10 protein-coding genes are annotated in these 13,196 nt (G+C 69.8%); 3 read left to right on the top strand and 7 right to left on the bottom strand.

Going from position 1 to position 13,196, the window contains the following annotated elements; translation table 11 throughout:
- Positions 1–83: 83 nt before the first annotated feature.
- Together aspA and ACTWOL_RS01380 are read right to left on the bottom strand one after the other, a co-directional pair.
- Positions 84–1,520 (bottom strand): aspartate ammonia-lyase, encoded by a 1,437-nt coding sequence (aspA, locus tag ACTWOL_RS01385; RefSeq protein WP_474293415.1) that lies wholly within the window; start codon positions 1,518–1,520, stop codon positions 84–86.
- Positions 1,521–1,660: 140 nt separating this feature from the next.
- Positions 1,661–2,716: an asparaginase gene (locus ACTWOL_RS01380; RefSeq protein WP_474293413.1), complete on the bottom strand. Its 1,056-nt coding sequence runs from the start codon at positions 2,714–2,716 to the stop codon at positions 1,661–1,663.
- Positions 2,717–2,943: 227 nt separating this feature from the next.
- Between ACTWOL_RS01380 and ACTWOL_RS01375 the strand changes: the two genes are divergently transcribed.
- Together ACTWOL_RS01375 and ACTWOL_RS01370 are read left to right on the top strand one after the other, a co-directional pair.
- Positions 2,944–3,375 carry an Lrp/AsnC family transcriptional regulator gene (locus ACTWOL_RS01375; RefSeq protein ID WP_474293411.1) on the top strand — a complete coding sequence of 144 codons (432 nt, stop codon included), beginning with the start codon at positions 2,944–2,946 and terminating at the stop codon, positions 3,373–3,375.
- Positions 3,376–3,467: 92 nt separating this feature from the next.
- Positions 3,468–5,924 carry a SpoIIE family protein phosphatase gene (locus tag ACTWOL_RS01370; protein ID WP_474293409.1) on the top strand — a complete coding sequence of 819 codons (2,457 nt, stop codon included), beginning with the start codon at positions 3,468–3,470 and terminating at the stop codon, positions 5,922–5,924.
- Positions 5,925–5,998: 74 nt separating this feature from the next.
- Here the strand turns inward: ACTWOL_RS01370 and ACTWOL_RS01365 are convergent, their stop codons facing one another.
- From ACTWOL_RS01365 to ACTWOL_RS01350, 4 genes are all read right to left on the bottom strand, one after another.
- Positions 5,999–7,609 (bottom strand): serine/threonine-protein kinase, encoded by a 1,611-nt coding sequence (locus ACTWOL_RS01365; RefSeq protein WP_474293407.1) that lies wholly within the window; start codon positions 7,607–7,609, stop codon positions 5,999–6,001.
- 294 nt (positions 7,610–7,903) lie between these two features.
- Entirely contained in the window at positions 7,904–8,485 is a 582-nt protein-coding gene (locus tag ACTWOL_RS01360) for a hypothetical protein (RefSeq protein WP_474293405.1), read from the bottom strand.
- Positions 8,486–8,894: 409 nt separating this feature from the next.
- Entirely contained in the window at positions 8,895–9,551 is a 657-nt protein-coding gene (locus ACTWOL_RS01355) for a response regulator (RefSeq protein WP_474293403.1), read from the bottom strand.
- 105 nt (positions 9,552–9,656) lie between these two features.
- On the bottom strand, positions 9,657–10,823 hold the full coding sequence (locus ACTWOL_RS01350) for a sensor histidine kinase (protein WP_474293402.1): 1,167 nt from the start codon (positions 10,821–10,823) through the stop codon (positions 9,657–9,659).
- Positions 10,824–10,987: 164 nt separating this feature from the next.
- Here ACTWOL_RS01350 and ACTWOL_RS01345 point away from each other — a divergent pair, with 164 nt between their 5' ends.
- Positions 10,988–11,380: an MmpS family transport accessory protein gene (locus ACTWOL_RS01345; RefSeq protein ID WP_474293400.1), complete on the top strand. Its 393-nt coding sequence runs from the start codon at positions 10,988–10,990 to the stop codon at positions 11,378–11,380.
- A 152-nt stretch (positions 11,381–11,532) separates the two neighbouring features.
- Here the strand turns inward: ACTWOL_RS01345 and ACTWOL_RS01340 are convergent, their stop codons facing one another.
- Entirely contained in the window at positions 11,533–13,098 is a 1,566-nt protein-coding gene (locus ACTWOL_RS01340; protein WP_474293398.1) for an ABC transporter ATP-binding protein, read from the bottom strand.
- Positions 13,099–13,196: the final 98 nt, after the last annotated feature.

The raw sequence follows: 13,196 nt of genomic DNA, 5'->3' as shown, positions 1-13,196 counted from the left end.
CGCGCGGCGGACGGGCGTGACCATACGAAGAGGCACGGGACCGTCGGGGCATCACGTCCCGGTGGTCAGGGCCCGGCCGGTGGTCAGGAGGCGGCGACCGCGGCGGGGCGGCCGTGCGGGCGGGCGAGGTTGTCCGGTTGCAGGATGAGCTGGAGCTCTTCCCTGGTCAGCAGGCCCTTGTCGAGGACGAGCTCCTGGACGCTCCGGCCCGTGGCGAGGGCTTCCTGGGCGACGGCGGTGGCCTGCTCGTAACCGATGTGCGGGTTCAGCGCGGTCGCGAGACCGATGGAACGGCCGACGAGGTCCGCGAGGTGCTCGCGATTGGCGGTGATGCCCGTGACACAGCGCTCGGCGAGTGAGAGGCAGCCCGCCCTCAGATGCGTCAGGCTCTTCAGCAGACTGTGGGCGATGAGCGGCTCGAAGGCGTTCAGCTGGAGCTGGCCCGCCTCGGCGGCCATGGTGACCGCCATGTCGTTGCCGATGACCTCGAAGGCGATCTGGTTGACCACCTCGGGCACGACCGGGTTCACCTTGCCGGGCATGATGCTGGAACCCGCCTGCACGGGCGGCAGGTTGATCTCGGCGAAGCCGGCGCGCGGCCCGCAGGACAGCAGCCGCAGGTCGTTGCAGGTCTTGGAGAGCTTGACGGCGATCCTCTTCAGTACACCCGACAGCTGCACGAACGCACCTGCGTCCTGGGTGGCCTCGACGAGGTCGTCGGCGACGGCCAGCGGCAGCCCGGTCAGGGAGCGCAGATGACCGCAGGCCAGCGCCGCGTACCGGGGGTGGGCGTTGAGTCCGGTGCCGATGGCGGTGCCACCGAGATTGATCTCCCGGATCAGGGCACGTGCCTCCGTGAGGCGCTTGTGGTCCTCGTCGAGCATGACGGCGTACGTGGCGAACTCCTGACCCAGGGTCATGGGAACCGCGTCCTGGAGCTGTGTGCGGCCCATCTTCAGGACGTCCGCGAACTCCTCCGCCTTCGCCGCGAAGGCGGACCGGAGCGTCTGCATCGCATCCAGCAGCCGCTGGGCGGCGAAGTCGAGGGCGATCTTCACGGCGGTGGGATAGACGTCGTTGGTGCTCTGGCCCGCGTTGACGTCCTCCAGCGGGTGGACGACGGCGTAGTCGCCCTTGCGGTGGCCGAGGAGCTCCAGGGCGCGGTTGGCGATGACCTCGTTGGCGTTCATGTTCGTCGAGGTGCCCGCGCCCCCCTGGATCACGTCGACCACGAACTGGTCGTGGAGTTTCCCGCCCCTGATCTCCTCGCAGGCGGCGATGATCGCGTCCGCCTGCTGCGCCGTCAGCAGGCCGAGTTCGCGGTTGGCCAGGGCCGCGGCCTGCTTGACACAGGCCAGGGCGGTGACGAGATCGGGGTAGGTCGAGATCTGCGTGCCCGTGATCGGGAAGTTCTCCACGGCCCGCAGGGTGTGGACGCCGTAGTAGGCGCCGGCGGGAACGTCCCGGTCACCCAGGAGGTCGTGCTCGGTGCGGAACTGGGGGCTGGTGGGGGCGGCCATGAGGATGCGGACTCCTGAGGGGGTGGTGCGGAAGGGGGACGAGGTGCGGCCCCGGTACGGGCGGCGCCCGGTGGCGGCCCGGGAGCCCAGGACAGGCTCGGTCGGCCGGAAGCGGTCTGCGAAGAGGCCCGCGGTGCCGGTTACGTCCGGGCGAGCCCCGCCGAGGGACCGGCGGCGGGCAGGATCTCGGCGGGATCCACGGGCGCCGCCCCGGTCCCCGGCCCGGTGAGTGCCTGGCGCAGTACCCGGTGGCGTTCCGCAGTGTCGTCGGCGGCCAGGAGCGCGGCCAGTACGGCGATACGTGCCTGCCCGGCCCGGAGGGTGCCGGTGGGTACGGCCCCGGCGGCGACGAGGTCGACCGCGCCACCGTGGGTGTAGAGCTCGGCGACCGGACCGGACGGAACCCGCGTGGTGAGGGCCACGAGCACGCCGCGGGACGAGGCGGACGCGACCGCGTCGACGATCTCGGGAGTGGCGTTGCCCGCTCCGGTGGCCACCAGGACGATTCCCTGGGCCCCCGCGTTCACGGCCGCGTCGAGGAGAAAGGCGTCGGCACCGGCGTGGTGCATGACCATGTCGACGCGGGGCGGTGTGCCGGGCACCGCGGGCAGCGCGAGTGCGGCGGGTCGCTCGGGGCGCCGCAGCACGGAGACCTGCCCGAAGCCCATGGTTCCCACGGGCTCGCCGGACGGGTCGGCGAAGGCGTCGGGTGCCAGCGTCCGGGTCTTGACGGTGCCGCGAGCGGCGTGGACCTTGCCGTCGAAGACGACGAGCACACCCAGATCACGCGTCGTCGCTGCGGTCAGCAGGGCATCGTGCAGGTTGCCGGGGCCGTCACCGCCGGACGCGCCGAGGGGAAGCTGGGCGCCGGTGAAGACCACGGGGCGTGCGTCGTCGTGGTGGAGATCGACCAGGAAGGCCGACTCCTCCAGAGTGTCGGTGCCGTGGGTGACGACGATGCCGTCCACGCCGGGGTCGGCGAGCACCTCGTGCACGGTGCGCAGCAGTGTGAGCTGGTGGGCGGTGGTCAGACGAGGGCTGTTCACCCGGAGCAGATCCACCACCTCGACACTGACGCCCTCCGGTACCCCGGCGGTCGCCATGACCTCCTGGCCCCGGGCGTCGGCGGCGAACCCCTGGCCCTGCCAGCGGCTGGCTATCGTCCCGCCGGTGCTGATGACGACGATCCTGCGCACTGTGCGTACTCCTTGCTCGTGCCTCGGGCCGGGCGGCTGATCCGGACGCATACCGCGCCCGGATCGGCTCACGGCCTTCCCGGCAGCGCCCTGGCTGCTCCATGGATAAAGGAGCGGCGTGACGCAATGATAGGAGGATAGGTGCGCAAAATGATTGCTACTTTGAGCCCACCTTCCATGGTCTCGTAGTGGATAATCGCGTGATGGACGATATTGACCGTGCAATCTTGCGTGAGCTCCAGAGCGACGGCCGCCTGAGCAACCAGGAACTGGCCCAGCGGGTCGGCCTGACCGCCTCGCCCTGCATGCGTCGTGTCCGGCAACTGGAACAGGACGGGGTGATCCGGGGCTACCGGGCGATCATCGACCCCGAGGCGGTGGGCCGGAGCTTCGAGGTACTCGTGTCCATCGAGGTGAAGCGCGACCGGGAAGCGGTCGAGGCGTTCGAGGCGGCGCTCGACGAGATCCCCGACGTCGTGGAGGCGTACCGGCTCTTCGGCAGCCCCGGCTGCCTGCTGCGTATCGCCGTCGAGGACCTGCGTGCGTACGAGCGTCTGTGGATCGAGAAGCTGACCGCGCTGTCGGGCGTCACCGAGGTCAATTCGCAGATCATCATGAAGCGCATCAAGGAGCCGGGCGGTCTGCCGGTGACCGGCTGAGAAGCCGCTTCCCGGTGGACCGCCGCTCAGGAGCCGGCCGGCGTCCGCCGCACCGTATGCACATCCAGCGGACCCGACAGATCATGAAAGGGATGACCGGATCCGCACCACTGATCAGTGAGAGCCCGGAGGACCCCTTCTCGTCGGGGCGCGCTGCCTCCGTGGTCCTGGACGACCGGGGGGCGGTGACCGGCTGGAGCGACGGTGCCCGTGACCTGCTGGGATACACGGCCCCGGAGGTCCTCGGCCGGACCGCACAGGAACTGCTGGTGGATCCGCGCGACAGCGGGGCCGTACGGAAGGCCGTGGCCGCGTGCGTCGAGGACGACGGCTGGTCCGGCTATCTGCCCCTGCGCGACCGCAGCGGCACCAGGCGCCGCTGCGGTCTGCGAGCCGGTCGCATCATCCGGCCCGGCGAGCGCCACGAGTGGCTCGTGGTCGGCGCTCCGGCAGAGGAGGTCGCCCAGTGGGAGATCGACCGGGCGGTCATGGACGGGCTCTTCGAGCGTTCACCGATCGGCCTGTCCATCCACGACCCCTCGCTGGTGATCCTCAGGATCAACCGGGCTCTCTCCCACACCGGCGGCATCGGGACCGAGCAGGCCCGCGGGCACCGCATCGGGGACTTCCTGGTACGTGACGACGCGGAGACGATCGACGCGCGGCTGCGGGAAGTGCTGAAGACCGGCAACCCGCTGATCTTCACGGAGCAGTCCTGCCGGGTACAGGGCGACCCGCGGGAGCGCTATGTCGCCGCGTCCGCGTTCCGCCTGGACAACACCACGGGGCGGACGCTGGGGGCGGCACTGCTCGTCGAGGACGTCACCGACCGGCACCGCGCCCGGCGCAGACTGTCGATGCTCAACGAGGCCGGAACGAAGATCGGAACCACCCTCGACGTGGAGACCACGGCACAGGAGTTGGTGGACGTGGCGGTCCCCGGGCTGGCCGACTGCGTGACCGTCGACCTCCTCCAGGCCGTCGGCCTGGGCGAAGAACTGCTCCCCGAGAGAGAGGGGCCCCTGGTCAGAGCGGCGCTCAAGTCGATCGCACCGTCCCCCCATCTGGTGCTGTACCCGGTCGGTACGCGCAGGATCTTCGCGCCGGACGCGCCGCAGGCCAGGAGCCTGAACACCCAGCGCCCCGTCCTGGTGACCGACTTCGATCCCGAGGCACCCGGGTCCGGCCTGACCGAGGAACAGGCAGACCACGCCTGCAAGCTGGGTGTCCACTCCCTGATGGTCGTCCCGCTGACCGCCCGCGGCCTGGTCCTGGGGCTGCTGTGTCTGTGGCGGTACGCGGTTCCGGAGCCGTTCGAGGAAGACGACCTCACACTGGCCAGCGAGTTCGCCGCACGCGCCGCCCTCTCCATCGACAACGCCCGCCGCTACACACAGCAGCGGCGCACGGCGCTGGCGCTGCAACGCCGACTGCTGCCCCGCGAGTTCCCGCAGCACCCCGCGGTCGCCGTCGCCTACCGGTATCTGCCCGCGGGAGGCGCGGCAGGGGTCGGGGGAGACTGGTTCGACGTGATCCCGCTCTCCGGCGCGCGGGTAGCCCTCGTTGTGGGCGACGTGGTCGGCCACGGCATCAACGCCGCGGCCACGATGGGGCGACTGCGTACGGCCGTCCACACACTGGCCGATCTCGACCTCGAGCCCGACGAGGTGCTCTCCCATCTCGACGATCTCGTGACCCGGCTGGCCGGTGAACAGGAGTCGTCAGGCGACGAGAGCTCCCCGGGCGAACAGATCGTCGGCGCCACCTGCCTCTACGCCGTCTACAACCCGGTGTCCCGGCTCTGCACGCTGGCCCGCGCCGGCCACCCCCCGCCGGTGCTGGTCACACCGGAGGGGAACACATCCCTTCCCGAAATCCCCGCCGGTCCGCCGCTGGGACTGGGAGGGCTGCCGTTCGAGTCGGTCGATCTGCAGCTCCCCGAGAACACCACGATGGCCCTGTACACGAACGGGCTGATCGAAGGCCCCGAGCGTGACGTGGACGTCGGCCTGTCAGGGCTGTGCGCCGCACTCGGCGGTCCGCCCCGCCCGCTGGAGGAAGTCTCCCAGAACGTCGTCGATGCCCTGCTTCCCGAGCGGCCCGCCGACGATGTGGCCCTCCTCCTGGCCCGGACGCGCACGCTGGCAGCGGAAAACGTCGCCACCTGGACACTGCCGGCGGAGCCCACCGCGGCCTCCCGTGCCCGCGGTCTGACCGAACGGCAGCTCATCGAGTGGGGCCTGGACGAGATGGCCTTCACGACGGAACTGATCGTCAGCGAACTCGTCACCAACGCCTACCGCTATGCCGGTGGCCCCGTGATCCTGCGGCTCATCCATCTCCACCCCCGGCTCATCTGCGAGGTCTCCGACCCCAGCAGCACCTCCCCGCACCTGCGTCGTGCCCGCAGCACCGACGAGGGCGGCCGGGGACTGCTGCTCGTCGCCCAGCTCACGGCACGGTGGGGCACACGGCACGCACGCGAGGGCAAGACAGTGTGGACCGAGCAGGAGATCTCCTCCCTCATGGAGATGCTGCCGCCGCTCTGACCGCGTTTTCCCACACCGGGCCGGTGAGGGCCGGAGCAGTGTTTTCCCATCTGCGGGCGACCCGTCAGTGCGGTTCACCGGCGGCGGGTCAGAAACGAAGGAGCACCGGCCGACTGTGCTCCCTCCGACTCGAGGGCAAGCCGGTCCGCCTGCGTCTTCGTGACCATGTAGACGTTGCCCTGACGACAGCTGAGGGGGGACGAGCGGTCGGTGGGGCGACTGGTGACCGCGGCGAAGATCATGGTGTCCCCGCGGACCTGCCGTAGCTCCAGGGCCTCGGTGCAGCCGAGATCCCGACCGGTGTCGATGTCCCTGAGCTCGCTGACCTGCCGTCCGACGAGGTCGCCCACAACCCCGGCGTGAAGGGTGACCGTGACGGAGAACTCCCGGGTCCTCGCCTGGCTGATGCCGTCCGCGTCCGGCGTTCCCGGGCCCACGCCCGTCCATGTGCCGACCCAGGCAGCGGGCAGCGACGTCGAGGAAGACGAGGTCGTCGACGAAGGGGTGGACCGTTCGGTGGTATCCCCGCCGTCGCCCCAGGGGAGGCGGACCAGCGCAGCGACAGCCGCCGTGGTGAGGACGGCCGCACCGGCCACCGCGGCGATCACGAGGGGGCCACTGGCCCTCCACCATCTGCGCGGCGGCGCCGACGGCGCGAAGGGCGTCGCGCCGGCAGGAGGCGGCGCCGGCGTCCCACCCGGAGCAGACACGGCCGGCGACCGGAGCGGGGCAGTCGGGTCAGGCCCTGCCGCGTTCCACGGCAGGGCGGCCGATGGCAGAGGTACGGCGAGCAGTTGACGCAGCTCGGCCTCCCGGCTGCCGATGTCGGCCACCAGAGCCGAGGGCACCGTCGCTTCCCACTTCTCCCCGTCGAAGTCACCGATGGCCGCACGCACGTCGTCGGCGGTGGGGCGCCGGTCCGGAGCCTTGGCCAAGCACTCCCTGACCAAGGGCGCGAGCGATTCCGGCATGCCGTCGAGTACGGGCTCGTCGTGGACGATCCGGTAGAGGATCGTCGGCAGTTGGAGCTCCTCGCCGGGTGCGGTGAAAGGGTTGCGTCCGGTGGCCGCGTACACCAGGACCGCCCCCAGCGCGAACACGTCCGCGGGCGCTGCGGCCACGGAACCCGTCGCCTGCTCGGGAGCAAGATAGCCGGGAGTGCCGATGACCGCCCCCGTCTGCGTGTGGCGCGGGTCGTGGACGGCGCGGGCGATGCCGAAGTCGATGAGGAAAGGCCGTTCGAGGCCCAGCAGGATGTTGCCGGGCTTGAGGTCACGATGGACTACGCCTGCCTCGCCCACGGCGACCAGCGCCGTCGCCAGCTCCCGGGCCAGGCAGCGCAAGGCCGCTTCCGGCAGCGGCCCGTGACGTTGCACCCAGTCGCCGAGCGACGGCGCGGCGATGTACTCGGTCGCGAACCACTGTGGCGAGTGACCGGGCCGGCTGAAGTCCACGACCGAGACCGTCCACGGGGAGCGGACCCGGTCACTGGTGCGGATCTCCCGTGCGAACCGGTCGGCGAACCCCGGTACGCAGCTCACTTCGGGATGCACGGTCTTCACCGCCAGCGGCCGGCCCGAAGCCGTACGGGCCAGGAACACCTCGCCCATGCCGCCCGCCCCCAGCCGTGCCAGCAGACGGTACCCCCCGATCTCCGCCGGGTCCCCAGGCCGAAGAGCGTCCACCAACTCGTCCCCCTGTCCCCACCCCCCGCGCCCGCGTTGCGGCAGGCGGATCATCTTAAGCCACAGGCGCCTCTCCACATGTGACTCGGCGGTGTCTCTCGGGGGCTTCCCGGCCATCGTTCGCGCGCTCCCGCACACCCGCCTCCGCGGAGACCACTGTGCGGAGGCCACTGTGCCGGGACCGGTGGAGCGGAGTCACCGCCACCACCGGTCTGTCCCCGCGAGCGGCATCGAGTTGCCCCCGTACGCGGGAGCGTGGCATCCCGGATTGCCTTGCCTCGGGGTGTGGACCGGTCAACCGCGCAGGAGGTAGCCGGTCAGCAGTGAGCGGGCCTTGTCCGGACTGAGCCCGAGCGCCTTCCCGACCGTCTCCCACGACGGCTCGTCGACGTGTACGGCGTGTGCGGCATCACGGCCGATGTGATGGGAGAGGCGTTCCAGCGCGGCCGCGGCTTTCAGCGCGGCCACCGGGGCCTGGTCGACGAGCACGGACAGCTGGTCCTCAAGTCGCTCCATCGTCTCGGTCAGTTCCGGGGGCAGCGGCACGGTCCGGTGCTCCACGGTACGGATGTGGTCGCTCCAGTCCTCGTACGGACCTGAGATGTCGAGGTCGTCCGGTTCGTCACCGGAACCGGACAACTGGTCCCAGTCGATCGGGTAGCTCTGGCCACGCCACCCACAGGCACACGCTGCGCGGCAGGCGGTAGCTTTCGGCCGCTGCAGCAGACCGTCGTACGCCCACCACTCGCTCGTCCTGTGCCCGCCACCGCCGCTGCCGATGTCCAGGTACACGGCCTTGGGCTCGCTGCCGTCGGCCAGGACGGCTCCCACGATGCCCTCGTGGGAGTCCCCGTACTCCTCGACCCTCCACCCCACTGTCTCTCCTTCGCCCTTGTCCCGGGAAGAACGCGGTCGGCTCATCGGTTGCCGTCACGGTCGTCGCCGTCGGATGCCCACGGCGGGCGCGCGCTGATGCGCGTTCACGGGTCCGAGGATGCCGTAGGACGGGCATGCGCGAAGGGCAATTGCCCCAAACTGACCGGATCGAAGTGCGCAGACCGCACCGGCACCGAACACTCGACGGCACCTCGCCTGATTTCGGAGCACGATCCTTACGTTCTCTGCCAGTTCGGCGATCGAGACGTTACGGCTTTGAGTGCCTACCGGACAGCCCTCAGGGATCCGTTCGCGATGACCACACGCCGCGCGCAGGTGACGACCCCACCCCGCCGACACCAGCCTGAAAGCCCGGTGACAAAGCACCGGCAGGCGCAGGTCGCTGGGTTCAGGAGACGACGCCGTGCTCCCAGGCCCAGGCCGCGATCTCCACACGGTTGCGTGCCGGGAGCTTCTCCTGGATCCGGCTCAGGTGGCTCTTGACGGTACTCACCGCGAGGGTCAGCTCGGAGGCGATCTCGTGGTTGGTGCGCCCGCGTGCGACCAGGGTGGTGACTTTCAACTCCTGCGGTGTGAGGCGCTGGATCTGTTCCGTGTTCCGCCGAGCCGGGAGCCGGTTGAGATGTTTCATGAGCCGTACCGTGGTGGACGGTGAGATGAGCGATTCTCCCTGCGCGGCCGCGTGCACGGCTTCCAGCAGCAGCTGGGGGCCGGAGTTCTTGACGATGAAGCCATTGGCCCCGGCGCGCAGCGCCTGGTAGGCGTACTCGTCCAGGTCGAACGTCGTGACGATGACGATCTTCGTGGCGGACGCCGCGGCGCCGGGGCCGGTCCGTAGCAGTCTCGTCGCCTCGAGACCGTCGAGGCCTGGCATGCGGATGTCCATGAGGCACACGTCGGGGGCGAGTCGCCGCACCGTCTCGACGGCTTCGACACCGTTGGACGCCTCACCGACCACGGATATGCCTTCATGGCTCTCCAGGATCAGCCGGAATCCGGTCCGTACCATCTCCTGGTCGTCGGCGATCACGACGGTGACAGTCACGGGTGGTTGCTCCTTGGGTCGATGTACGCGTCCGGGCGACAGGCGGGTGCCGGGGCTCAAGGTTGGCACAGGCACGTCCCGTACGTGACGGCGACTGCCGCCAGGCTATGTGAGGGGTATTGAGGCGGACAGTTCCCATCCGCCCTCGGGCATGGGGCCGCAGCTGAGCTCACCACCCAGTTCGGTGAGCCGTTCGGTCAGCCCGACCAGGCCGAAGCCACTGGGCCGGAAGCGGGGGCGTGCCCGTTGGCCGGCGTTGGCGTTGTTCCGTACGCGTACGACAACGCGGTCCGTTCTGCTCTCCAGCAGGACATGCACGGAGGTGGCCCCGCGGGCGTGCTTGCGGACGTTGGTCAGCCCCTCCTGCACCAGCCTTTCGACCGATTTGGCCAGTTGCGGGGACCAGGTGGTGCTGTCCACCTCCTCGGAGACGGTCAGCCACGTCCGCTGCTCCGGTGTGTCGGCACGTTGTACCAAGTCGTCGATCTTGGTCAGGACCGGTGTGACAGGGGCGGCCTGTTCACGGGCGCCCGAGTCGCGCAGCAGCCGCACCATGCGGCTCATGGCCACGAGCCCTTCCTGGCCGGTCCGTTCGATGTCGGAGAACAGCTGCCGGGCGGTGACGGCATTGCGCTCCGCGATGCATTCGCCTGCCTGGGCGTGCACGATGATGGCCGTGACGTGGTGGGCGACGTCGTCGTGCAGGTCGCGTGCCAGGTCCAGCCGTTCGGCCTGTCGCACCTGATCGGCTGTGGAATGCCGGCGGTGGTCTTCGCCACGCAGATAGATGCCCAGCAGGGCGAAAGCGCAGGGCAGCAGCGTGAAGAGACCGTCCAGTGGGCTGAGCAGTGGCACGTCCGAGAGCCCGGGTGCCCGCGCGGCGAGCCGCACCGTCGCGGCGAACAGCGCAGCCGCGGCGAGCAGCAGCGGCAGCCGGCGGGAATACCGGCAGGTCACACACAGCAACAGCAGTAGTCCTGCCACCTCGGCCCAGCCGGGGGTCCGCTGCAGTACGGACTCTTCCACCATCGAGGTCACCAGCAACGAGCAGGCGGATACACCCACGGCCAGGCCACAGGCCGTCCAATGGCGACCGGTGCGAAGAGCGCGCAGTGCTGCGGCGGCCGCGCAGCAGACCAGCACCTCGCAGGTCACGATGGCGAGTCCGAGACCAGTGGTGCTGACCACGCCTGCATCGATCACTATGAGCAGGGCAGCGATCAGGCCGACGGCGAGCTTGGGGGAAGTGAGGGACAGGAGCGGGTGCGGCATGGCGAAGAGGATAGATGTCGTTGATCAGGAGGAGCGGAGCAGGGAAAGCAGTGCGTACTTTCGGTGGAGGCCGTCTGCGGGAATTCCGCCTTTCGACGGCTGAGCCGGGCAGGGCCGGCCGTCCAGAATGGTCGGCGCAAGCACACTGATCCTCTGGAGCCCTCGTGAATTCCGCTGCTTCCCACCTCCCCTTCCTGCGCCGCGTGTCCCGCCCGGCACTGCTGGCGAGCGGCATGTCGCTGCTCGCCGCTACAACTCTCACCGGCTGCGGCATCTTCGGCCAGCACTGGGACGTCAAGTTGGAGGTGACCGGGACGGGGCAAGCCGACGTCGGGTACAGCTTCTCCGGTGACAACGACGGACAGACGGCCACGGGTGCGGAGTTGCCCTGGACGATCTCGCAGAACGTCGGATTCGGCTTCAGCGAAGTCGCGGTCCAGCACGCAAAGCCCGGTACCGAATGCCGCATCTACGTCGACGGTGAGCTCAAGGACAGCCAGAACAAGCCGAACGACAAGGGCGCCGTGTCCTGCTCCGTCAGCTTGCAGGAGCAGTGATCCCTTGCCCTTGGGCGGTGACCCTGTCGTGTATGGGGAAGGTGAGGTCGGCATGTCAGCACCTCGTGCTCTGCAGAGGTCGGGCGTCGGCGTAACCGGCGGCAGCAGCCGGTGACGCCTCGCCGGTCACGGGTCCACGTCACGGGTCCACGTCACGGGGCCAGGTCCTGGGATGCGGTGGCCGCACGAGGCTGCCGCCTCTGAGCCTGAGTCGGGATGGAGTGCTCGTAGGCGCGGGACTGCAGGAGGTAGGCGTCTCGGAAGGCGCCGGTTCCGGTGACCGGGTCCATGAGCTCGTCGAAGGTGCCGGACTCGGCGACACGGCCCTGGTCCAGCACGTAGATCAGGTCGGCGTGCCGGACGGAGTGCAGCCGATGGGTGATCAGGATGATCGTCTGCCCTTGGCCGGCGAGCCGGCGGATCTGGTCGAACACGCGCTGCTCCGCGACCGCGTCCAGGGCGCTGGTGGGTTCGTCCACGATCAGCACTTCCGCGCCGCGGAAGCGGGCCCGGGCGATCCCGATCCTCTGCCACTGACCGCCTGAGATCTGGTGCCCGCCCTTGTACCCGCGGGCCGGCAGGGTCGACAGGCCCCTCGGGAGTTTGGCCAGGACCTCGTCGGCACCCGCGTAGGCGGCGGCCGCCTCGATCGCGGTGTCGTTCATCGGCCGGTCCGTACGGCCGATGCCGATGTTGACGCGTGCGGTGAACGGCCAACGGTAGAAGTCCTGGGCCACCATCGCGACTCTGGAGAAGAGCTGCGCCCGGTCCGCGTCCCTGGTGTCGACGCCGCCCCACAGCACCCGGCCGTCGTCCGGTCGGTAGAGCCCGCACAGCAGTTTCACCAGTGTGCTCTTGCCGCTGCCGTCACTCCCGACCAGGGCGACGATCTTGCCGGTCGGAACGGTGACATCGACTTCGCACAGCGACGGCTCGCAGTCGCTGCCGGGGTAGGTGAAGGTGACGTTCTCCAAACGGATCTCCTCGACGTTCCCGGGCAGGTCGAGGCCGGTGACGGGCATCGCGCGGGCGGAGGCTTCGTCGCACAGCTTCTCGAAGTCGGAGACGAAGAGCGCCTCCTGGTGCAGATCGGTGATCTGCAGCACGAGCTGGTTGAGACTCGAGGTGCCGGTGCGGATGGCGAGCACCGCCGTGCCGGCCACCGCCAGTTCCATGTTCCCGCTCCAGAGCAGCAAGCCCAGGACCCCGTAGGTGACCACAGTGGCGAGTCCGGTCGCGCCGTCCGCGATCAACCCCTTGCGCGCCGCCTCGCGCGCGAGGCGCGTGGCCTCCCGCTCGCTGGTCTCGGCCATGCCGCGGAAATGCGTGAGGAGGAACGGACCGACATCGTGCACGCGGACCTCGCCGGCGGCCTGCTGGTCGATGAGCAGCCGGCCCAGGAGCTGACCGGCACGGGCATGCTGCACGAACTGATGGAAGCTGATGTACCGCATCTTCGCGATCGTCAGCGAACTCCACGCGCTCGGCAGCGTCATCGCCACCAGCAGTGGCAGCAGGGCCGGGTGCAGCACAGTGAGCACACCCGCCGCGGCGACCAGCGAGATCAGGGAATTGAGAACCGCGGTGCAGTACTTCACCATCCGCCGTGCGGAGTCGGCTCCGTAACCCGCGGAGTCCAGCAGCCGGTGGAACTCGTCGTCCTCGATCGCCGACAGCTCCACCCGGGCGACCAGAGACAGATACCGCTCCGTCGCCACCCTCTGCACCTTCGGCTCGAGGGCTCCCGTCGCCGCGGTGGACGCCGACTGGCGTGGGCGAGCGCGTTGAGGACAGCGAGGGCGTCCGTGTGCTCGCA

It is taken from the genome of Micromonospora sp. IBHARD003, from assembly GCF_056106285.1.
Note: the sequence above shows the minus strand (reverse complement) of the source record. Positions and strands in the feature narration are given on the sequence as shown.

Excerpts from the sequence above, each read along its gene's own strand:
- aspA (WP_474293415.1), bottom strand. The coding sequence starts at position 1,520 with ATGGCCGCCCCCACCAGCCCCCAGTTCCGCACCGAGCACGACCTCCTG.
- ACTWOL_RS01370 (WP_474293409.1), top strand. The coding sequence starts at position 3,468 with ATGACCGGATCCGCACCACTGATCAGTGAGAGCCCGGAGGACCCCTTC.
- ACTWOL_RS01350 (WP_474293402.1), bottom strand. The coding sequence starts at position 10,823 with ATGCCGCACCCGCTCCTGTCCCTCACTTCCCCCAAGCTCGCCGTCGGC.